Raw genomic sequence first — 21,334 nt, forward strand, 5'->3', positions numbered from 1 at the left:
CCCGGGCCCGCGTCGTCCGCAGGCCCGCGCCGTCGGGTGGGGTGCCGCCGGGGGCTCTCGGGCCTAGAGGGCGTCGACCCCGCGCTCGCCCGTGCGGACGCGGACCACGTCCTCGACCGGGACGACCCAGACCTTGCCGTCGCCGATGCGGCCGGTGGAGGCCGCGCTGACGACGGCGCCCACGACGTCGGCCCCGTCGACGTCGTCGACGACGACCTCGACGCGCACCTTCGGCACGAGGTCCACGGTGTACTCGGCCCCGCGGTAGACCTCGGTGTGGCCGCGCTGTCGGCCGTAGCCGCTGGCCTCGCTGACGGTCAGCCCCTGGACGCCGAAGGCCTCGAGGGCCGACTTCACGTCGTCCAGCTTGTGGGGCTTGATGACCGCGGTGATGAGCTTCACGCGGAGACCTCCTCGTCGGTGGTGCGGCGGTGGCTGACGGCCGAGCGGGGGCCGGCCCCGGAGCCGAAGGTGCCGAAGTCGTAGCCCGACTCGGCGTGCTCGGCCTGGTCGATGCCGCCCTCCTCGGCGGCCTCGTCGACGCGGAAGCCCATGGTGGCCTTCAGCGCCGACGCGATGACGTAGGTCACCACGAAGGAGAAGGCGAGCACGGCGAACGCGCCGACGACCTGGCGCCAGAGCTGGTCGACGCCGCCGCCGAAGAGGAGGCCGTCGACGCCGGCCGGCGAGGTGGCCGTGCCGAAGACGCCGATGAGGACCGTGCCGACGACGCCGCCGACGAGGTGGACGCCGACGACGTCGAGCGAGTCGTCGTAGCCGAGCTTGTACTTGAGGCCGACCGCGAGGGCGCACAGCGCGCCGGCGATCGCGCCGATGAGCATGCCGCCGACCGGCGAGACGGCGTTGCAGGCGGGGGTGATGGCCACGAGGCCCGCGACGATGCCGGAGGCCGCGCCCAGCGACGTCGGGTGCCCGTCGCGCAGGCGCTCCACGAGGAGCCACGCGAGCGCGGCGGCGCCGGTGGCGCAGAGCGTGTTGACGAAGGCGACGGCCGCGGTGTTGCCGGCCGACAGCGCCGAGCCGGCGTTGAAGCCGAACCAGCCGAACCACAGCAGCCCGGCGCCGAGCATGACGAGCGGGAGGTTGTGCGGGCGCATGGGCTCGCGGCCGAAGCCGCGGCGCTTGCCGATGACGAGCACGAGGGCGAGGGCCGCCGCGCCGGCGTTGATGTGGACGGCCGTGCCGCCCGCGAAGTCCAGCGCCGCCAGCTGGTTGGCGATCCAGCCGCCCGTGACGCCCTCGCCGTCGAAGGCGAAGACCCAGTGGGCGACGGGGAAGTACACGATCGTCACCCAGATCGCCACGAAGACCATCCACGTGGAGAACTTCGTGCGGTCGGCGACGGCGCCGGAGATGAGGGCCACGGTGATGATGGCGAAGACCATCTGGAAGGCCACGAAGGCCATCACCGGGTAGGCGGCCTCCGGGTCCTCGGTCATCATCCCGGCCAGTCCGAAGAACTCCGCCGGGTTCCCGAGCAGGCCCAGGCCCACGTCGTTCCCGAAGGCGATGGAGTAGCCGTAGAGCACCCAGAGGACGCTCACGAGCGCCATGGCGCCGAAGCTCATCATCATCATGTTGAGGACGCTCTTCATGCGGACCATGCCGCCGTAGAAGAGCGCGAGGCCCGGGGTCATCAGCAGCACCAGCGCGGCGCTGGTGAGGATCCAGGCGGTGTCGCCGGTGTTCACTCGTCCTCCTGAGGTCGGGTGCCGGACCCGCGGGGCGCGGGGCCGGGGGGGGCGGCGCCGGGCGGGCGCTGCGGGGACGAACATCCCGGTGGGCCGTTACGGGCCCCGCCGCGCCGTGTTACGGGCGCGTGTCGTCGCAGCGGCTCAGGTAAGACGTGCGTGAACGGCGTGCGGCCGCCCACCGCCCGGTGGCGGTCGGTGAGGGCCCGTCGCCCTCCGCACCCGAACCGGTTCCGGCGACGACGCCGGTGCCGCGGTCCTGCCGTCGGCCTGGGCACGCACCCACGTCGTCGAGCACTCGGGCGACCTCCACGGGCGCGTCGACGCCGACCTGCCCCCCGGCTCGAGGTGGCCGGCGGGGACGTCCTGGTCGCCCCGTGGGCTGCCCCCGTGAGTGCGGACTTCGCGGGACGACGCGCCGTACCGCCACCGCGGGCGCGGACTTCGCGGGACGGCGCGCCGGACTCGAGCCCGAGAAGTCCGCGCTCACGGCCGCGCCGCGCCATGACCCCCTGCAGCGAGCCTCGACAGCCACCTCGTCGGAGCGCGGTGGACCTCGTGGGCTCGGCGGACGGCTGGTCGACCTCGTGGGACGACACGCCGAGCCCCGGCCCACGTCGTCCACCACCGAGGCCGCTCCCGCCCGGCCGCCTCCTCGCGGTGGACGGCCGACGGGTGGCCTCCGTCCGACGGCGAGCGCCGGCGTCAGCCCCGCTCGCGCAGCAGCTCGCGCACCGAGGAGCGCCGGTCGGTCCGCAGCAGCGACCGCTCGTAGAGCCGGGCGCCGACGCGCACGAGGACGACGGCGGCGAGGAGCACGAGGCCCGCCGAGACGAGGGGCTCCCACCAGGCCGCCTCGCCCGCGACGAGGCGCGTCGGCATGGCCACCGTCGAGGCCACGGGCACGTAGGACGCGAGCACGAGCACCCACCCGCTGCCGAAGATGCCGGCGTAGAAGGCGGCCAGCAGCGCCACGAGCAGCGGCGTCGTCGTCCCCTGCAGGTCCTCGGTGCGGGTGGCGACCGACCCGGCCACGGCCCACACGCAGGCCAGGGCGACGAAGCCGAGCACGAAGAAGACGACGAACCACAGGACGGGCGCGCCCACGGCGCCGAGCAGCTCGCCCTCCCCGGTGGCCGCGAGGCCGACCAGGACGACGCCGGCGAGGACGGCGACCTGCGCCAGCGCCAGGGCGCCGTTGGCGACGACCTTGCCCAGCAGGAGCGAGCGCAGCGGCACCACGGCCGCGAGGATCTCGACGACGCGGCTCTGCTTCTCCTCCACGACGCTCTGGGCGATGGCCATGCCGAACTGGATGGCGACGAGGTAGAAGAGGAAGCCGAAGACGAGCGGCGCGAGCGTCGTCGCGACGGGGTCCGCCTCGGAGGGGTCGAGGAGCCGCTCCTCGACCGCCGCGCCGGACAGGAGCTCCTCCGGCGTCGTCCCCGCCGCGGCGGCGCTGCGCTCGAGGGCGTCGCCCTCGGCGGCGACCGGCACGAGCGTGGACAGCGACCCGGCCACCTCCTGGTCGCCGACGAGCTCGAGGCCGTCGCCGCCCGGCGCCGCCAGGAGCGCCGCGTCGGCGTCCCCCGCCGCGACGAGGGCCTCCGCCGCGCCCGCGTCGGGCGCCTCGACGACCTCGAGCTCGTCGTCCGGGCCGAGGAGCGCCCCCGTGGCGGCGGCGACGGCGGCGACCCGCTCGTCCCCCGCGACGACGGCGAGCTGCGTCGTGGACGTGCGGCCGCCGAGGACGGCCCCGAGGACGACGCCCGCCACGGCCAGGACGAGCAGCACGAGGAAGGAGCCGACGAAGACCTTGTCCCGCAGCTTGACGGCGACCTCGCGCTCGGCGACGACGCGCCACGCGGCGCGGCCGCCGGTGGCCCCCCTCCGAGGGCCGGGGGCGGGGACGGACGTGGTGGTGGGCGCGCTCATCGGACGACCTCCCGGAAGACCTCGGACAGGGACGGCTCGTCGGGGGCGAAGGCGCGGACGGGGCCGCGGCGCAGCGCCTCGGCGAGGACGCGCTGGTCGGCGCCCGGCTCGGTGGCGGTGAAGAGGGCGCGCGGGCCGTCGACGTCGAGCACGTCGACCCCGACGACGTCGCGCAGCCACCCGAGGTCGCCGACGTCGCCGCCCGGAGCGGGGCCCACCTCGAGGCGGGTGCGCGCGCCACCGCGGGCGCGCAGCTCGGGGACCGTGCCCGCCGCCACGCGCCGGCCCTGCGCGAGGACGACGACGTCGTCGCAGAGCCGCTCCACGAGGTCGAGCTGGTGGGAGGAGAAGAGGACGGGCACCCCGCGCGCGACCTCCTCGCGCAGCAGGGCCGCCATGGCGTCGACCGCGAGCGGGTCGAGGCCGCTGAAGGGCTCGTCGAGGACGAGGGCGGACGGGCCGTGGACCAGGGCCGCGGCGACCTGCACGCGCTGCTGGTTGCCCAGCGAGAGGCTGTCGAGGCGGTCGTCGGCGCGCCCGGCGAGGTCGAGGCGCTCCAGCAGCGAGCCGACCGACGCCCGGGCCTCCTGCGTCCCCAGGCCGTGGAGACGGCCGAGGTGCACGAGCTGCTCGGCCACGCGCTGCTTGGGGTAGAGGCCGCGCTCCTCGGGCATGTAGCCCATGTCGCGCCGGTCGGCCGCCGTGACCGGGCGCCCGTCCCAGCGGACCTCCCCGGCCGAGGGCGCCAGCACGCCCAGCAGGATCCGCATCGTCGTCGTCTTGCCCGCGCCGTTGGCCCCCACGAAGCCCGTCATGCGCCCGGGGAGGACGTCGAGGTCCACCCCGTCGAGCACGACCGCGTCGCCGAACCGCCGCACCAGGCCCCGTGCCGAGAGCACCGCCGCGCCTCCTCCTCGTCGTCGTCCACGGGCCGCTCCCGGCCCGCGCCGCGACGCTAGGGCGCTCGGGCGCAGCGGCGCGTCCGCCGCGGGGACGACGCGGCCCTCCCCCGCGCGGCGGACGGCGCGCCCCGGGCCTCCGCCGGGCGTCCTGCCCGTGCGGCGGCCTGCCCCTGCTGCATCCTGCCTCTGCTGCGTCCTGCTCCCGCCCGCGCGTGCCGGGACCCGCGCCCCCGCGCCGGCGACCCGCCTGCTCAGCCGCCGTCGCCGGGGCGCACGAGGCCGCTCTCGTAGGCCAGCACGACGGCGCGGACCCGGTCGCGCACCCCCAGCTTGAGGAGCACCCGCGAGACGTGGGTCTTGACCGTCGCCTCCCCGAGGACGAGCTCGGCGGCGATCTCGCCGTTGGACAGGCCGCGCGCGAGGAGGACGAGCACGCCGCGCTCGCGCTCGGTGAGGCCCGCCACGAGCTCGGGCCGGAAAGACGCCCCCGAGGGCGCCGCGAAGCGCTCGACGACGCGCCGGGTCACCGCGGGCGCCAGGAGCGCGTCGCCCCGCGCGACCGCGCGGACGGCGGCGACGAGCTCGTCCGGGTCGGCGTTCTTCAGCAGGAAGCCGGAGGCGCCCGCCCGCAGGGCCGCGAAGAGGTGGTCGTCGGTGTCGAAGGTCGTGAGGACGACGACGCGCCCCGTGCCGGCCGCGACCACCCGCTCCGTCGCGGCGACGCCGTCGAGGCCGGGCATCCGCACGTCCATGAGGACGACGTCGGGGCGCAGCTCGGCGGCCGCGGCGACGCCCGCGGCGCCGTCGGCGGCCTCGCCCACCACCTCGAGGTCCGGCTCGACCTCGAGGATCATGCGGAAGCCGCTGCGGACGAGCGCCTGGTCGTCCACGAGCAGGACGCGCACCGGCGGGCTCACCGCGGCGGCCGCGGAGGGGCGGCCAGCGGGTAGCGGGCGCGCACGCGGTAGCCGCCGCCGGGGCGGGCGCCCACCTCGACCCAGCCGCCGGCGAGCGCGGCGCGCTCGCGCATGCCGACGTGCCCGAGTCCCGTGCCCGTCGGGCGCTGCGCCGCCGAGCGGGCGGGACCGTCGTCGACGACCTCCACCTCGACGTGGCCCCTCTCGACGTGGCCCTCCTCGACATGACCCTTCGCGACGTCACCGGGCGGGCGGCCGTGGCCACCGTCGCGCCCGTGGTCCGGCACGCCGTCCGGCACCCACCGGACGACGACGCGCGCCGCCCCGGCCGCGGAGTGGCGGGCGACGTTGGCCAGGGCCTCCTGCACGAGCCGGTGGAGGCTCGTGCCCGTCGTGCCCGGCAGCGGGGCGGGCTCCCCGACGACGACGAGGCTGACGTCGAGCCCGCAGGCGCGGACCTCCTCGACGAGCCGCGGCAGGTCCGCCGGCGACGGCTGCGGCAGCTCGCGCGGGGCCGCGCCCGGCGGCACGGCCGCGGGCCCGGTGCCGGCGTCGCTGTCGGGGTCCGCACCGGGGTCGCGCAGCACGCCCAGGAGGTCGCGCATCTCGGTGACGGCGGAGCGGCTGCCCTCCTCGACCTCGCGCAGCGCCGCGGCGGCGCGGGCGACGCCCGTCCCGTCGTCGGCGCCCCGCTCGAGGACCCGGCGGGCCGCCGCGGCGCGCACGCCGGTGGTGCTCACGTGGTGGGCGACGACGTCGTGGAGCTCGCGGGCGATGCGCAGGCGCTCGGCGACGACGGCGGCCCGGGCGGCACGCTCCTGCTCGCGGCGCAGCTGCGCGGCCGTGCGGTGCAGGGCGGCGCGGTCGCGCGCGCCCCGCCACAGCGCCCGCCCGCCGAGGAGGGCACCCGCGAAGTACACGACGTTGATGAGCGCCGTGAGGCCCAGAAGGGCGGCCGACGTGGGCCCGACGCCGACCGGCAGCAGCACGACGCGCAGCAGGTACCAGCCCGCCATCGCCGTGAGGACGACGACCCAGACGACCGCGAGCCTCCGGCGGTCGCGCGCCCACGCCGTCCCGGACAGGAGCACGAGGAAGAGGACGAGGTTGAGCGTGAAGGTCGCCGCCGAGGCGAGGTGCCGCTCGCCGAGGGCGACGAAGGCCCCGGTCGAGACGACCATCGCCGTCAGCGGCAGCAGGCGCCGGACGGCCAGCGGCGCGGCGACGAGGACGGTCCACGCGACGTCCTCGACCCGGGCGGGCGCCGCCTGCGGCAGGGCGTCGGAGACGGCCCGCGTCAGCTCCAGCCCGAGGACGCACGTCGTCGTCGCGACCGCGCCCCAGCCCACGTCGGCCAGGAGCGCGCGCCGCCCGGGCCGGGGCCGCACCCAGCCCTCGTCGACCGCCGTCCCCGGACCACCCGCCGTCCCCTGACCACCTGCCGTCCCCGTGCCCTCGGCGAGCGGCGGGGCCACCGCGTCGGCTCGGTCGGCCACGGCCCGGACGCTCCTCGGCGCCGTCAGGCGAGGAGGGCGTCGACGAAGGCCCGCGGCTCGAACGGCGCGAGGTCGTCCGCGCCCTCGCCGAGCCCGACGAGCTTGACCGGGACGCCCAGCTGGCGCTGGACGGAGACGACGATCCCGCCCTTGGCGGTGCCGTCGAGCTTGGTGAGGACGATGCCGGTGACGTCGACGGCCTCGGAGAAGACCTTGGCCTGCTGCAGCCCGTTCTGGCCGGTCGTCGCGTCGAGGACGAGGAGCACCTCGTCGATGGTCCCGGCGCCGTCGAGGGCCTTCTCGGCCACGCGCTTGACCTTGCCCAGCTCGTCCATGAGCCCGACCTTGTTCTGCAGCCGGCCGGCGGTGTCGAGCAGGACGACGTCGACCTCGCCCTCGCGGCCGGCGCGCACGGCGTCGAAGGCGACCGAGGCGGGGTCGGCGCCGTCGGTGAAGGAGCGGACCGTCGGCACGCCGACGCGCTCGCCCCAGGTCTGCAGCTGGTCGGCGGCGGCGGCGCGGAAGGTGTCGGCGGCGCCGAGGACGACGTCCTTGTCCTCGGCCACGAGGACGCGCGCCAGCTTGCCGACGGTCGTCGTCTTGCCCGTGCCGTTGACGCCGACGACGAGGACGACGGCGGGGCGGCCGTCGTGCGGCGTCGTCGCGAGGGAGCGGTCGACGTCCGGGCCGACGAGCTCGAGGAGCTCCTCCGCGAGGAGGGAGCGCAGCGCGTCGGCGTCCCGGGTGCCGAGCACCCGGACCCGCTCGCGGAGCCGCTCGACGAGCTCCTCGGTCGGGCCGGCCCCCAGGTCGGCCAGCAGGAGGGTCTCCTCGACCTCCTCCCACGTCGCCTCGTCCACGCGCTCGCGCGAGAGGAGGGCGAGCAGGCCCTGGCCGAGGGCGGTGTTCGAGCGGGCGAGGCGCTCGCGGAGGCGGACGAGGCGCCCGGCCGCCGGCTCGGGGCGCTCGAGCTGGGGGCCCGCCTCCGCCTCGACCGGCGCCTCGGAGGCGTCGACCTCGTCGAGCGCGGGCAGCTCCTCGACCGTGCGCGTCGGCGTGTCCCGGGGCTGCTGGTCGTCGTCGCCGACGCCGGGGGCGTAGTCGAGGCCGGGGCGCGGGCGCGAGGGCGGCAGCTCCTCGACGTCACGACCGCGCGCGCGGCGCACCAGCGCGGCGGCCGCGCCGCCGAGGACGAGCACCGCCGCGACGGCGATGCCGATGATGAGCTCGAGGTACTCCACGGCTCCGATCCTCGCAGACGCCGGGCGAGCCGACCCCGCCCTCAGCCCGCCCCGACGAGCCCCGACCGGCCCGACGCTGCCGACGGCGGGGTCCGGTACGGCGCGCTACCCGGCCAGGCGGTCGCGCAGCTCGTCCGGCAGGCGGTCGCGCCGCGGGTCGGCGGCCTCGGTGCCCGCCGTCGTCCGGTCGCGGTCCTCGGCCGGCCGCACGGCGGGCTCCGCGCCGCCCTCGGGTGCGGCGGGAGCGGGCCGGGACCAGGGCCGGTCCGGTCGGCGGCGCTCGACCCGGGCGCCTCCCCCGCGGGCGGCGTCCCCGCGCACGGCCTCCTCGGCCGGGGCCTCCTCGACCACGGCCTCCGCGGCCGGCACCTCCTCGGCCGGCACTTCCGCGGCCGGCACCTCCGCGGCCGACATCTCCTCGGCCGGGACCTCCTCGGCGGCGGGCCCGCCCTCGGCCGGGCGACGGGCGTCCGCAGGGCTCTCGGGCGAGCGGGCCGCGGCCTGCGCCGCGAGGCGGCCCGAGAGGGCGCCGGCCCCCCGCGCCACGGCGTCGAGGGCACCGGCGGCCGCGGACCGGGCGCGCGCCGCGACCCGGGGGCGGCGCTCGGGGCGCTCGTCCACCTCGGCCGCGCCGACCGGTGCGTCGTCGGCCGGGGTCGCCCCGCTCCCGGCGGACGCGGGAGGCCGGGGCTCGAGCAGGGAGCGCCCCGCTGCCGCGGCGCGGGCGCCGCCGGCCTCGAGGCCGCGCATGAGGGGCGCGAGGGCGCGGCCGAGCCGGTCGCCCCGCGCGCGGCGGCCCTCGAGCTGGGTCCAGCAGGCGACCGCGACGACCACGAGGGCGAGCAGGACGGCGAAGAGCGTGTAGGCGACCACCACGGTCGCGCCCCCCAGAGTCATGAGCACAGCGTCACCCACGAACGACGCAGGGTCACGGCGCCACGCGCGACCGAGCCCGGATCGCAACGTCCGCGCCGTCCGCCGGACGCGGAGGGCGGAGGGGACGGCGACCGCCCTCAGGCGGGGGCGACCTCGCGGAGCCGCTGGCTGACGACCGTCGTCACGCCGTCGCCGCGCATGGTGACGCCGTAGAGGGCGTCGGCGACCTCCATGGTGCGCTTCTGGTGCGTGATGACGACGAGCTGGCTGGAGGCGCGCAGCTCCTCCATGACGTCGATGAGACGGCCGAGGTTCGTGTCGTCGAGCGCCGCCTCGACCTCGTCGAGGACGTAGAAGGGGCTCGGCCGAGCCGTGAAGATCGCCACGAGGAACGCGACGGCGGCCAGCGAGCGCTCACCGCCGGACAGCAGCGACAGGCGCTTGACCCGCTTGCCCGCGGGTCGCGCCTCGACCTCGATGCCGGTGGTGAGCATGTCGCCGGGGTCGGTGAGCACGAGGCGCCCCTCGCCGCCGGGGAAGAGGCGGGCGAAGACGCGCTCGAAGGCGGCCGCGACGTCCTCGTAGGCCTCGGCGAAGACCCGCTGCACGCGGGCGTCGACGTCGGCGACGATCCCGAGCAGGTCCTGGCGCGAGCGCGTGAGGTCGTCGAGCTGCTCGACGAGGAAGGCGTGCCGCTCCTCGAGCGCGGCGAACTCCTCGAGCGCCAGCGGGTTGACCTTCCCCAGCTGCGCGAGGGCGCGCTCGGCCCGGCGCAGGCGCTGCTCCTGCTCGGCGCGCACGTACGGCGTCGTGGGCGGCTCGTCAGCGTCGGAGTCCCCACCCGCGTCGTCGCCGTCGTCGCGGGCGACCGGCCGCGGCGCGGCGCCCTCGCCCCCGTCCGCCTCGTCGGCCCTCGGCGGGTCGACGGCGGCCGTCGCCTCGGAGAGCACCGGCACCGGGCGGTGGGGGCCGTGCTCCTCGACGAGGACGTCCGGGTCGGTCCCGAGCTCGGAGGTGCTGCGCTCCTCGAGCTGCTCGAGCCGCAGCCGCTGCTGGGCGCGCGCCACCTCGTCGCGGTGCACGGCGTCGGTCAGCTCGGCCAGCTCGGCGGCCAGCGCCTCCTGGCGGCGCCGGGCGCCGGCGGCCGCCTCGGCCCGCTCCCGACGCCCCTCCTGGGCCCGCTCGCGCTCGTCCTCGGCGCGGGCGAGCGCGCTCGCGCACCGCTCGAGGGCGGTGCGGGCGGCTGCGGCGACGGCGGACGCGGTGGCGGCGTCGCGGCGCCGCGCGGCGGCGCGCTCGGCCGCGCGGGCCCGCGCCTCCTCCTCGCGCCGGCGGGCGCGCTCGGCGCCCTCCACGCGGCTCGCCACGGCGCGGGCGCGCTCCTCCCCCGTGCGCAGCGCCAGGCGCGCCTCGGTCTCGGCGGCCCGGGCCGCCCGGGCCGCCGCGGCGAGCTCCTCGCGCCGGGCCCGCTGCGCGTCGGCGTCCTCCCCCGCCGCGGGGGCGGGCTGCTCGGCGGCGCGCGCGTGGCGCTCCTCGAGGTCGGCCAGGGCGCGCTCGTCCTCCGCGACGCCCTCCTGCGCGGCGCCGAGCGTCCGCTCGAGACGCTCGGCCTCGGCGCCGGCGGAGCGGGCCGCGGCACCGAGGGCCCCCAGCCGCTCGGCGACGGCCGACAGCCGGGCGTCCGACTCGTGGAGCCGCTCCAGCGCGGCCTCGACCGCCTCGGAGGCCTCCGCCCGGGCCGCGGTCGCCGCCGCCACGGCGAAGCGCGCGCGCTCGCCGCGAGCCGTCGCGTCCGCCTCCGCGGCGCGGGCCTCATCGGCCGCGGCCTGCACCCCGAGGAGGCTCGCCTCGGCGGAGCTGCCCCCGCGGGCGCGGTCGCGGTCGAGCACGTCGCCGTCGCGGGTGACGACGAGGAGGTCGACGCCGGCGCCCCCGGCCCGCTCGAGCAGCGCCCGGGCCTGCGCGAGGCCGGGCACGACGACGGCCCGCTCCAGCAGCCGCGCGACCGCCGCGGCCGCCTCCGGTCGCGCCCGCACTACCTGCAGGGCGGGCACGGCCTCGTCCTCGGGCCGGGCCACCTCCGTCAGCAGGGCGGCGGTCCCGCCCGGGTCCGCCGCCGGGCCCGCCCCTGCGGGACCCGCCGCCACGAGCAGCGAGGCGGTGCCCGCGTCGTCCTCGTGGAGGAGCCGCAGGGCGTCGACGGCGACGCCCAGGCTCTCGACCGCGACGCCGTCGGCGGCGCCGCGGAGCGCCGCCGCGACGGCGTCCTCCCACCCGGGCTCGACGGCGAGCAGGCCCGTCACGGGCCCGAGGACGCCGGGCAGCCGGTCACCGGCGTCCAGCAGCGCGCCGGAGCCGTCGCGACGGGCGAGGCCGAGCTCGAGCGCCTCGGCGCGGGCGGCGGCGCTGCCGCGGTCCCGCTCGGCGGCGCGCTCCTCCTCCCGGGCGCGCTCGAGGTCGGCGCCGGCCGTCTCGAGGGCGTCCGCGGCGCGCTCGTGCTCCTCGTCGAGGCCCTCCTCCCCCTCCTCGACGTCGGCCACCTGCGTCTCGAGCAGGGCGTGCTCGCGCTCGGCGTCCCCGCCGCGGGCGCGGGCGCCGGCCAGCGCCTCGCGCAGGCGGCCGACCTCGGCGCGTCCCGCCTCGAGCCGGCTGCGGCGAGCGCTCACCTGCCCCGACAGGCGGGCCAGCCCCTCGCGGCGGTCGGCGGCGGCGCGCTCCAGCGCCGCGACGCGTCGCTCGGCGTCGGCGAGCTCGTCCTCCACGGCGGCCCGCGCCCGCTCGGCCCGGCCCAGCGCGTCGCGCGAGGCGCCGACCTCCTCCTCCAGGGCGGCCGCCTGGGCGCGCAGCCGCTCGGCCTGGGCCCCGAGCTCCGCGGGGTCGGGCCCGGACGGCGGGGCCTCCTCGGCGCCCAGCAGACGCCGGCGCTCCTCGGCCAGCTCGGCCGTGCCGCGCAGGCGCTCGCGCACGCGGCCCAGCCGGTGGGGCGCCTCCTCCGCCGCGGCGAGGGCGGGCGCCGCGGCGGCCGCGGCGGCCTCGACGTCCGCGAGCTCGCGGCGCACGTCCGCCAGCTGCTCCTCCACCTCCGCCCGGCGCGCGCGGGCCGCGGAGTCGTCGGCCGCGTCCTGCTCCAGCAGCGCGCGCATCTGCGCGATGTCGTCGGCGAGGAGCCGGGCGCGGGCGTCGCGCGCCTCCAGCTGCACGAGCTGCGCCCGCCGGGCCGCCTTCGCCTGGCGCCCGAGCGGCCCGAGCTGGCGGCGCACCTCGCCGGTGAGGTCCTGCAGCCGGGCCAGGTTGGCCTGCATCGCGTCGAGCTTGCGCACGGCCCGCTCGCGCCGGCGGCGGTGCTTGAGGACCCCGGCGGCCTCCTCGACGAACCCCCGGCGGTCCTCCGGCGTGGCGTGGAGCACCGCGTCGAGCTGCCCCTGCCCGACGATGACGTGCATCTCGCGGCCGATGCCGCTGTCCGAGAGCAGCTCCTGCACGTCGAGCAGGCGCGCGGGCGCCCCGTTCACGGCGTACTCGGAGCCGCCGCTGCGGAACATGGTCCGCGAGATGGTGACCTCGGTGTAGTCGATCGGCAGGGCGCCGTCGGTGTTGTCGATCGTCAGCGAGACCTCGGCGCGGCCCAGCGGCGGCCGGCCCGGCGCGCCGTCACGGCCCGCGGTGCCCGCGAAGATGACGTCCTGCATGGACCCGCCGCGCAGGCTCTTGGCGCCCTGCTCGCCCATGACCCAGGCGAGGGCGTCGACGACGTTGGACTTGCCCGACCCGTTGGGGCCGACGACGCACGTGATGCCCGGCTCGAGGCGCAGGGTCGTCGTCGAGGCGAAGGACTTGAAGCCCTTCATCACGAGGGTCTTGAGGTGCACGGGCGCCCCTCCCCGGTGGTCCGTCGCGCTGCTGCGGCCGCCCTGGCGGGCCGCGCAGGACTGTAGCCGTGGTGGGCGGCCGGTCCGGCGGGTGACGGGCGCAGGAGGCGCGACGCGCGGCGGGGCGCCGCGGGTGACGGAGGCGGGCGACCGGCGGACGGGTGACCCGCGGACGGTCGTGCGACGCCGGAGCGCGCACGATGGGCCCGTGCAGGAGGACGGGTGAGCCGCGACGCGCTGGGCGGGCCGGGCGCCGGCCCCCACCCCTGGGCCGACGCCGGCCCGGGCGCCGGCCCAGGCGCTGGCCCGGGCGTCGGCGGAGACGCCGGGCAGCGGCCGCCCGGTCCCGGGGCGCCCGAGGACCTCGACGCGCCCGCCGCAGCCGGCGGCGCCGGGAGGGGCGGGGCCGACGGGCGCACGAGCGGGGTGCGACGGCGCAGGGCCGGCGCCGCGGCGGTCGTCGTGGCGCTGGTGGCGGGCGGCTTCGCCCTCGGGCGGGCCACCGCCCCCGCTCCTGTCGCGGGGCCCAGCGCGGCGACGGCGTCCCTCGCGACGGCGCCGCCCCCGACCGGGGAGGACGCGCTGGTCGCCGGCGCCCGACCGGCCGGCGAGGCCGGGGGGACGCCCGCCGCCTACGCCGAGCTGTTCCCCGACGCCGGCGACCGCCGCTCGTCGACGGTCGTCGTCAGCTGGGCCGGCGTCCCCGCGCTGCGGCAGGACGAGCGGGTCGCCGTGGCCGTGGTCGTCGACGAGCGCACCCGCGTCGTCGGCGCCCGTCTCGGCGACGACGCCCCCGGCAGCGCGGGCGTGGGCCTGGACCGCGGGGACCTGGCCCGCCACGTCCTCGAGGCCGCCGGGGAGCGCACCACCACGGGCTCCCCGGTCGTCCACGTGAGCCGCAGCAGCGGCACGGTCGCCGTCGAGCTCGTGGACGAGGGCTACGACCTCACCGTGGCGACCACCCCGCGCGTGCACCTCGCCGTCGTCCGCGGCACGGTCGTCCAGCAGCTCCTCGCCGTCCCGCTCGCCGGGCCCCGACCGCGGGGCTGACGACCAGGGGGCTGACCGGTGCAGGGCTGACGAACCGCACGGATGACCGGTGCGGGCTGGCGGGGCCGGGCCGACGGCGGGGCCGGGGACCTCAGAGCTCGACGAAGCCGCCCGGCAGGTCGCGCGGGCCCAGCCACTGCGCGGCCACGCCCCGCACCGCGCCGGGCCGCCGGCGCGCGGCCTCCGCGTCGTCGGGGGCCCGCAGCAGCCCCAGCAGCTCCTCGCACGCCGCGCGCGGGCCCTGCGCCGTCACCTCGACGCGCCCGTCGGGCAGGTTGCGGGCGGCGCCGTCCAGGCCGAGCTCGAGCGCCCGGGCGCGGGTCCACCAGCGGAAGCCGACGCCCTGGACGTCGCCGCGCACGTGCGCGAGGAGCCGCGCCGGGTCGGCGCCCCGCTCCCCCGACCCCCCGCCCGGACCACGGCCCGGGCTCACCACCGGGCCCTCCGGGGCACCGGCTGGCAGCGCGGGCAGCGGTAGGAGCTGCGGTTCATGAAGGCCTCCCTCGTGACGGGCGCGCCGCACCGCGGGCACGGCTCGCCCTCCTGGCCGTAGGCCGCCAGCGAGCGGTCGAAGTAGCCGCTGGCGCCGTTGACGTTGACGTAGAGCCGGTCGAAGCTCGTGCCCCCCTGGGCGAGCGCCTCCTCCATGACGGCGGCCACGTCGACGACGAGACGGCGCACCACGGGGCGGGTCAGGCCGTCCGTGGGGCGGGCGTAGTGCAGGCGCGAGCGCCACAGGGCCTCGTCGGCGTAGATGTTGCCCACGCCCGAGACGAGGGTCTGGTCGAGCAGGGCCCGCTTCACGCCGGTGCGGCGGGCGCGCACGCGCTCGACGAGCCGTTCGAGGTCCAGGTGGGGGTCGAGGGGGTCGCGCGCCACGTGGGCGACCTCGGGCGGCAGCAGCGGGTCCGAGGGACCGCCGGCCGCGGCCCCGGCCGGCAGCCCGTCGGGCGTCGGCACGAGCGGGGCGACGAGCAGCCCCCCGAACATGCGCTGGTCGACGAAGCGCAGCTGCGCGCCGTCGTCGAGGTCGAGCCGCACGCGCAGGTGCCGCTCGTCCGGGGCCTCGGGACGCTGCACGAGCATCTGCCCGCTCATGCCGAGGTGGGCCGACAGCGCGTCACCGGTGTCGAGCTGCAGCCACAGGTACTTGCCGCGGCGGACGGCGGCGTCCACGCGGGCCCCCGCCAGGCGACCGGCGAAGTCGAGCGGGCCGGCGAGGTGGCGTCGCACGGGCCGGGGGTGCAGCACCGCCACGTCGGTGACCGTGCGGCCGACGACGTGCGCGTCGAGGCCGCGCCGGACCACCTCGACCTCGGGCAGCTCGGGCACGCGTCAGGCGCCGCGGGAGGGGGCGCCCTCGGCGGGGGCGCCGTCGGTCAGGACGCCGGCGGCGCGGGCGAGCTCGTCCTCGCCGGTGCCGCCCAGGGCCCGCCACGCGGCCTCGGCGGCGCGCTGCTCCGCCTCCTTCTTGCTGCGGCCCTCGCCCTGGCCCTGCGGAACCCCGGCCACGAGGACGAGGGCGGTGAAGGTGCGGGCGTGGTCCGGGCCCTCGCCGGTGACCTCGTAGACGGGCGGGCCGTCCTCGCGCGCCGCCGCCAGCTCCTGCAGGCTCGTCTTCCAGTCGAGGCCGGCGCCGAGGGCGGCCGACGACGCCAGCAGCGGGTCGACGAGGCGGTGCACCAGGGCGCGGGCCTCGTCGAGCCCGGCGGACAGGTAGGCCGCGCCGATGACCGCTTCGACCGTGTCGGCGAGGATCGACGTCTTGTCGCGCCCGCCCGTCGAGCGCTCCCCGCGCCCGAGGAGCACGTGCTCCCCGAGGTCGAGGCCGCGGCCCACGCCCGCGAGCGCGCGCGAGCTGACGACCGAGGCGCGCAGCTTCGCGAGCTGCCCCTCGGGCAGGTCGGGGTGGCGCCGGTACAGGGCGTCGGTGACGACGAGCCCCAGCACGGCGTCGCCGAGGAACTCCAGGCGCTCGTTCGTGGGCTCCGCGTCGTGCTCGTAGGACCACGACCGGTGCACGAGGGCGCGCAGCAGCAGGCCCGGCTCGACCTCGAGGCCGAGCCGGGCCTGGAGCTCCGCGGCGCGCGGGACCAGCTCGAGCAGGCGCGCCCCGGCGGGGGCGCCGCCCTGCCCGGCGGCGGTGGTGCTCAGAGGTCCTTGACCTTGCGGCCCTTGTACTCGAGGTACAGGGGCGTGCCCTGGGAGTCGGTGACGACGCGCGCGTGGTGGCTGCGCGCGTACGTCGTGCGCCCGTTCTCGACGGTCGCGACGAGCGGCGTGGCCTCGGCCTTCCACTGCGAACGGCGGTGGCGGGTGTTGCTGCGGGACATCTTCCGCTTCGGGACGGCCATGGTCAGTCCTCCTCGGTGCGCTGGCCCCGGTCGGAGGCCATGCTCTGGAGCGCCGCCCACCGCGGGTCGACGCTGTCGTGCTGGTGGCCCGGCTCCGCGTCCGCGAGGCGGACCCCGCAGTCGGCGCACAGGCCCGGGCAGTCCGGCGAGCACACCGGCTGGAACGGCAGCGCGAGCACCACCGCGTCCCGGAGCACGGGCTCGACGTCGACGAGGTCGCCGTCCAGCTCGTGCAGGTCGTCCTGGGTGCCGTCGGGGTCGTCCTCCGGCGCCCGGCCCGGGTAGGTGTACAGCTCCTGGAGGTCCACGACGAGCTCGCGCTCGACCGGGTCCAGGCACCGCACGCACTCACCGGTGGAGGTCGCCCGCGCCGTCCCCGACACGAGCACGCCCTCCATCACCGCCTCGAGCCGCAGGTCGAGCTCGACGGGGCTGCCCTCGGCCACGCCCACCACCGCGGTGCCGAGGTCGGCCGGTGCCTCCACGGTCCGGCGCACCGCCCGCATCGAACCGGGACGACGACCGAGCTCCCGCGTGTCGAGCACGAGCGGCGAGCGGTGGTCCAGCGTGGTCACGGCGTTCCTCCTCCACCGGCGCGCGCGGGGCGGCGCCGGGTGGTGGTGCGGGGTGCCCCCGCCCGGCGGACCGGTGCGGCGGCGGTGCGGTCGGGCGTGAGGGGCCCTGGTCGTCCTCGGCCTGCCGCGGTGGGCGGCGGACCGACCGGCAAGGCTACCGCAGGGGCCGACCCGCGCCGTCCGCGCTCGCGCCGCCGCGGCGATGGCGGGACCGGCGCTGCTGGCGGCGGCGCACGGACCGCCCCGCGAGGAGCACCACCGCGGTCAGCGCGACCCAGCCGACGAGCCCCGCCGCGAGCGCGGCGAGCGGCGGGCCGGGCGCGTCACCGGCGTCGGCACCCTCGACGGGCGGGCGGGCGCCCTCGGGGCGGGCCGCGGCGACCTGCGCCGTGGTCGCCACGGCCGCGACCGGACGCCCGTCCCCGACGACGAGGACCGAGCACACGGACGCGTGGTCGCCCCGCAGCGCCAGGAGGTAGGTGTCGCCCTCCACCAGCTCGACGTCGCCGGACCCCTCGGCACCGCGCCGGGTCTCGCCCGTCGTGATGCGCACCCGCGGTGCCCGGTCCTCGCCCGACCAGACCTCCTCGACGGCGAGGACCACGCGGTGGCCGTCGACGTCCGCGGCGCGCGCCAGGACGACGCCGCCGTCCTGCGCGAGCAGCGAGGAGGGCGTCGCCGGCCCGGCGCACGAGGCGGCCGCGGGGCCGGGGAGCAGCAGCGGAGCCGCCAGGGCGACGGACACCGCGGCCGTGCGGGCGCCGGCCGACGTCACGTCCCCGCCAGCGCCTCGTGCACCGCCGCGGCGACGGCGGGCGGCACGAGGTCGTCGACGTCGCCGCCCAGGCGGGCGATCTCCCGGACGAGCGAGGACGCCACGTGCTGCCAGCGGGGGTCGCCCGGCAGGAGCAGCGTCTCGAGGCCGGAGAGGTGGCGGTTCATCAGCGCCTGCGGCACCTCGGCGTCGACGTCGGCCCCGCCGCGCACGCCCTTGACGACGCACGCCGCTCCCACCCGGCGGCAGGCGTCGACGAGCAATCCTCCCGGTACGAGCTCGACCCGCACGCGCCCCGCGGCCGCGCCCAGCGCCCCCGGCAGCACCTCCTCCAGCAGGGCCGCCCGCCGCTCGGGCGCCAGCAGCCCGCGCTTGGAGGGGTTGGGGACGACGAGCACGACCACCTCGTCGAAGAGGGCGGCGGCCCGGGCGACGACGTCGAGGTGCCCGTGCGTCACGGGGTCGAAGGAGCCGGGGCAGGCCGCGGTGGTCACGGGCGCGAGTCTGCCCGTCGGGGACGCCGGCACGCTGCGCCCGGTCGCCCGGGGGCGTTGCCCGCCCCGCGGGGAGGGAGGACGGTGGCCCCGTGCCGACCCCTGCGCCCGACGGGCCCCTCCCCTCCGCACCCCTGCCCCCGGACCCCTCCTACCTCGCGGCCGTGCAGGCGCAGGTGGACGCCGCCGCGCGCGCCGCGGAGCCGATCTCCTCGTCGGCGCAGGGCGCCCCGGAGGACCTCGTCCGCGCCGTGGTCGACGCCGTCGAGGCGCTCGGCCCCCGGCTCGTGGCGCTGAGCCACGACCTCGCGGAGCACCCCGAGACGGCCTTCGAGGAGCACCGGAGCGCCGGCGTGCTGGCCGACCTGGCCTCCGAGCACGGCCTCGACGTCGAGCGGGGCGCCCACGGCCTGCCGACGGCGCTGCGGGCTGACGTCACGGGCGGCACGGGAGACGGCGGGGCGCCCGTCGTCGCCGTCATGAGCGAGTACGACGCCCTGCCCGGCATCGGCCACGCCTGCGGGCACAACGTCATCGCCGCCGCGGGCCTCGGGGCCGTCCTCGGCCTCGCCGCGCTGGGCGACCGGCTGCCGGGCGGCGTCCGGTGGCTCGGCACGCCCGCCGAGGAGGGCGGCGGCGGCAAGGAGACGATGGCGCAGCACGGCGCCCTCGACGGCGTCGACGCGGCCGTCATGGTCCACCCCTTCGGCTACGACGTCGCCGACCACCTCTTCCTCGGGCGCCGCCAGCTGCGGGCGACCTTCACGGGCGTCACCGCCCACGCGTCCGCCCAGCCGTTCATGGGCCGCAACGCCCTCGACGCCGTCGCGCTCGCCTACCAGGGCGTCGGGCTCCACCGCCAGCAGATGCCGCCGTCGGACCGGCTGCACTGCGTCGTCACCGAGGGCGGGGACCGCCCCAACGTCGTCCCGGGACGGGCGCAGGTGCTCTTCTACCTGCGCTCCGAGCGCCCGGAGACCCTGCGGGTCCTCTCCGAGCGGCTCGACGCGATCTGCCGCGGGGCCGCGCTCATGACCGGCTGCGGCGTCGACCTCGCCTGGGACGAGAACCCCGCCACCCTGCCGGTGCGGGCCAACGCCGCGCTGGCCGGCCGCTGGGGCGCCCGCATGGCCGAGCGGGGGCGTCCCGTCCTGCCGTCCGGCGTCGTCCCGGCGCTGCTCGCGGCGTCGACGGACTTCGGCAACGTCAGCTACCGCGTGCCGTCGCTCCACCCGATGGTCGCCGTCTCCGACCCGGGCACGTCCCTGCACACCCGCGAGTTCGCCGCCGCCGCGGCCGGGCCCGACGGCGACCGCGCCGTGGTCGACGGCGCCGTCGGCCTCGCGCTCGTCGTCCTCGACCACCTCGCCGACCCCGACCTGCGGGCCGCCGTCCACGCCGACTTCGCGGCCGCCGGCGGAGCCGTCGACGTCGCCCGCTACTTCGACGGCCCGCCGCCGGCGCCGGGGGGCGCCGCGTGAGCGCCACGGGCGCGGCCTCCGGCACGCGCGCCGACCGGGTCCTCGGGTGGGTCGAGCGCACCGGCAACCGGCTGCCCGAGCCCTTCGTCCTCTTCCTGGGGCTCTTCGTCCTCGTCGCGCTGGTCTCGACCCTCGGCGCCGTGCTCGGCGTCAGCGTCACCGTCCCGGGCTCGGACGACGCCGTGCCCGTCCGCGGGCTCTTCACGGCCGAGGGACTGACGTGGCTGACGACGAACCTGGGCGCCAACTTCATCGGCTTCCCGCCGCTGCTCACCGTCCTCACCATCCTGCTGGCGATCGGGGTCGCCGAGCGCTCCGGCCTGCTGTCGGCCGTCATCCGCCTGCTCTTCCACTCCGCCCCCCGGTGGGCGCTCCCCTACGTCGTCGGGGTGGTCGGCGTGACGGCCTCGGTGATGTCCGACACGGCCTTCGTCGTCGTGCCCCCGCTGGCCGCCATGGTCTTCCGCGCGGCGGGGCGCCACCCGGTCGCCGGCCTCCTGGGCGGCTTCGCGGCGGTCGGCGCGGGCTACTCGACCTCCTTCGTCGTGACGAGCCTCGACGCCCTCTTCGCCGGCATCACGACCGCCGTCGCGCAGGTGCTCCCCGACCCGGGCACACCCGTGACACCCGTCTCCAACTACTTCTTCAACCTCGTCTCCGCGGCCGTGCTCACCGTCATCACCGGGCTCGTCATCACGCGCGTCCTCGAGCCGCGCCTGGAGCGCACGGGCGTGCCGCGCGAGCAGGTCGTGCACGAGGACGACGCCGCACCGGCCGAGGACGGCGGGACGGGCGGCGGCGGGGCCGACGGGACGGCCGACGTGTCGCCCCGCGAGCGACGGGCCGTGGGAGCCGCCGCGCTCGCCGGCGTCCTCGTGGCCGTCGTCATGCTCGTCGCGGTGCTCCTGCCCGGGTCGCCGTGGCGCGGCGAGGGCGGCGGCTACCTGCCGGAGTCCCCGCTGCTCGACAGCATCGTCTTCATCGTCTTCGTGCTCTTCCTCGTGCCCGGGCTCGTCTACGGGCGGGTGTCGGGCTCGTTGACGAGCAGCGCCGACGTCCCCCGCTTCATGCAGGGGGCCATCCGCGACCTCGCGCCGTTCATCGCGCTGGCCTTCGTGCTCGGCAACTTCGTCGCGCTCTTCACCTGGTCGGGCGTGGGCACCTGGCTCGCGGTCGAGGGGGCGGCCGGGCTCGAGGCCATCGGCCTCACCGGCTTCCCGGCCGTGCTCGCCTTCGTGCTGCTGGCCTCCCTGCTCAACCTCGTCATCATCTCGGGGTCGTCCCTGTGGACGCTCATGGCGGCCGTCTTCGTGCCGCTCTTCGCCCTGCTCGGCTTCGAGCCCGCCTTCACGCAGGGCGCGTTCCGCGTCGGCGACTCCGCGACGCAGATCCTCACCCCGCTCAACCCCTACATGGTCGTGCTGCTGACGATGCTGCGCCGCTACGAGCCCGGGGCCGGCCTCGGCAGCGTCATCTCGCGGATGCTGCCCTTCACGCTGGCCTTCTGGCCGGCGTGGGTGGCCGTGCTGACCCTCTTCTACGTCACCGGCACGCCCATGGGGCCCGGTGCGGGCGTGCGCCTCGGGTAGTCCCCCCTCGCCCGCCCGAGCGGTGCGCCGACGTCGCGGTGCACCGCGACGTGGGCGCACGGCTCGAC

Annotated in this window: 19 protein-coding genes; 3 read left to right on the forward strand and 16 right to left on the reverse strand. The window is 78.3% G+C overall.

The genetic code is table 11. The features are described from left to right. Nucleotides 1-63: 63 nt before the first annotated feature. The 9 genes from WDV85_RS01085 to smc form a co-directional block, all read right to left on the reverse strand. Entirely contained in the window at nt 64-402 is a 339-nt protein-coding gene (locus tag WDV85_RS01085) for a P-II family nitrogen regulator (RefSeq protein WP_171203497.1), read from the reverse strand. After that, complete coding sequence (locus tag WDV85_RS01090) at nt 399-1,712, reverse strand: ammonium transporter (protein ID WP_339568864.1); 1,314 nt, start codon at nt 1,710-1,712, stop codon at nt 399-401. Before WDV85_RS01090 ends, WDV85_RS01085 begins: the two co-directional genes overlap by 4 nt. A 705-nt stretch (nt 1,713-2,417) precedes the next feature. Further along, on the reverse strand, nt 2,418-3,647 hold the full coding sequence (locus WDV85_RS01095; protein WP_339568865.1) for an ABC transporter permease: 1,230 nt from the start codon (nt 3,645-3,647) through the stop codon (nt 2,418-2,420). Beyond that, complete coding sequence (locus tag WDV85_RS01100; protein ID WP_339568866.1) at nt 3,644-4,546, reverse strand: ABC transporter ATP-binding protein; 903 nt, start codon at nt 4,544-4,546, stop codon at nt 3,644-3,646. Before WDV85_RS01100 ends, WDV85_RS01095 begins: the two co-directional genes overlap by 4 nt. 254 nt (nt 4,547-4,800) lie before the next feature. After that, complete coding sequence (locus WDV85_RS01105; RefSeq protein WP_339568867.1) at nt 4,801-5,466, reverse strand: response regulator transcription factor; 666 nt, start codon at nt 5,464-5,466, stop codon at nt 4,801-4,803. Then, nucleotides 5,463-6,962, reverse strand: a complete 1,500-nt coding sequence (locus WDV85_RS01110) for a sensor histidine kinase (RefSeq protein WP_339568868.1) — start codon at nt 6,960-6,962, stop codon at nt 5,463-5,465. The genes WDV85_RS01105 and WDV85_RS01110 overlap by 4 nt, the downstream gene beginning before the upstream one ends. Before the next feature lie 23 nt (nt 6,963-6,985). Then, on the reverse strand, nt 6,986-8,203 hold the full coding sequence (gene ftsY / locus WDV85_RS01115) for a signal recognition particle-docking protein FtsY (protein WP_339568869.1): 1,218 nt from the start codon (nt 8,201-8,203) through the stop codon (nt 6,986-6,988). A gap of 105 nt (nt 8,204-8,308) precedes the next feature. Next, the gene (locus WDV85_RS01120) at nt 8,309-9,100 is read right to left on the reverse strand and encodes a hypothetical protein (protein WP_339568870.1); all 792 of its coding nucleotides are present in this window, start codon (nt 9,098-9,100) and stop codon (nt 8,309-8,311) included. A 116-nt stretch (nt 9,101-9,216) separates the two neighbouring features. After that, the gene (smc, locus tag WDV85_RS01125; RefSeq protein ID WP_339568871.1) at nt 9,217-12,948 is read right to left on the reverse strand and encodes a chromosome segregation protein SMC; all 3,732 of its coding nucleotides are present in this window, start codon (nt 12,946-12,948) and stop codon (nt 9,217-9,219) included. A gap of 222 nt (nt 12,949-13,170) precedes the next feature. On the opposite strand from smc, the gene WDV85_RS01130 reads away from it, so the two are divergent. After that, nucleotides 13,171-13,998, forward strand: coding sequence for a hypothetical protein (locus WDV85_RS01130; protein ID WP_339568872.1), 828 nt, complete (start codon nt 13,171-13,173; stop codon nt 13,996-13,998). A 91-nt stretch (nt 13,999-14,089) separates the two neighbouring features. On the opposite strand, the gene WDV85_RS01135 is transcribed toward WDV85_RS01130, so the two are convergent. The 7 genes from WDV85_RS01135 to coaD all read right to left on the reverse strand — a co-directional run bounded on the left by WDV85_RS01135 (nt 14,090) and on the right by coaD (nt 18,196). Next, nucleotides 14,090-14,431, reverse strand: a complete 342-nt coding sequence (locus WDV85_RS01135; protein ID WP_339568873.1) for an acylphosphatase — start codon at nt 14,429-14,431, stop codon at nt 14,090-14,092. Then, nucleotides 14,428-15,330 (reverse strand): bifunctional DNA-formamidopyrimidine glycosylase/DNA-(apurinic or apyrimidinic site) lyase, encoded by a 903-nt coding sequence (mutM, locus tag WDV85_RS01140; protein WP_339568874.1) that lies wholly within the window; start codon nt 15,328-15,330, stop codon nt 14,428-14,430. The genes WDV85_RS01135 and mutM overlap by 4 nt, the downstream gene beginning before the upstream one ends. Before the next feature lie 3 nt (nt 15,331-15,333). Beyond that, nucleotides 15,334-16,104, reverse strand: coding sequence for a ribonuclease III (gene rnc / locus WDV85_RS01145; RefSeq protein ID WP_339569433.1), 771 nt, complete (start codon nt 16,102-16,104; stop codon nt 15,334-15,336). Between the two features lie 44 nt (nt 16,105-16,148). Beyond that, the gene (rpmF, locus tag WDV85_RS01150) at nt 16,149-16,352 is read right to left on the reverse strand and encodes a 50S ribosomal protein L32 (RefSeq protein WP_171202927.1); all 204 of its coding nucleotides are present in this window, start codon (nt 16,350-16,352) and stop codon (nt 16,149-16,151) included. 2 nt (nt 16,353-16,354) lie between these two features. Continuing rightward, nucleotides 16,355-16,927: a YceD family protein gene (locus WDV85_RS01155; RefSeq protein WP_212770768.1), complete on the reverse strand. Its 573-nt coding sequence runs from the start codon at nt 16,925-16,927 to the stop codon at nt 16,355-16,357. A 154-nt stretch (nt 16,928-17,081) separates the two neighbouring features. Then, the gene (locus tag WDV85_RS01160) at nt 17,082-17,702 is read right to left on the reverse strand and encodes a hypothetical protein (protein ID WP_339568875.1); all 621 of its coding nucleotides are present in this window, start codon (nt 17,700-17,702) and stop codon (nt 17,082-17,084) included. Continuing rightward, the gene (coaD, locus tag WDV85_RS01165; protein ID WP_339568876.1) at nt 17,699-18,196 is read right to left on the reverse strand and encodes a pantetheine-phosphate adenylyltransferase; all 498 of its coding nucleotides are present in this window, start codon (nt 18,194-18,196) and stop codon (nt 17,699-17,701) included. Before coaD ends, WDV85_RS01160 begins: the two co-directional genes overlap by 4 nt. 92 nt (nt 18,197-18,288) lie before the next feature. On the opposite strand from coaD, the gene WDV85_RS01170 reads away from it, so the two are divergent. Together WDV85_RS01170 and WDV85_RS01175 are read left to right on the forward strand one after the other, a co-directional pair. Beyond that, complete coding sequence (locus WDV85_RS01170) at nt 18,289-19,677, forward strand: M20 family metallopeptidase (RefSeq protein WP_339568877.1); 1,389 nt, start codon at nt 18,289-18,291, stop codon at nt 19,675-19,677. After that, nucleotides 19,674-21,266 carry an AbgT family transporter gene (locus tag WDV85_RS01175; protein WP_339568878.1) on the forward strand — a complete coding sequence of 531 codons (1,593 nt, stop codon included), beginning with the start codon at nt 19,674-19,676 and terminating at the stop codon, nt 21,264-21,266. Before WDV85_RS01170 ends, WDV85_RS01175 begins: the two co-directional genes overlap by 4 nt. The last annotated feature ends 68 nt before the right edge of the window (nt 21,267-21,334 follow it).

It is taken from the genome of Pseudokineococcus sp. 5B2Z-1 (assembly GCF_037482305.1).
In the GTDB taxonomy this organism is placed as follows: domain Bacteria; phylum Actinomycetota; class Actinomycetes; order Actinomycetales; family Quadrisphaeraceae; genus Pseudokineococcus.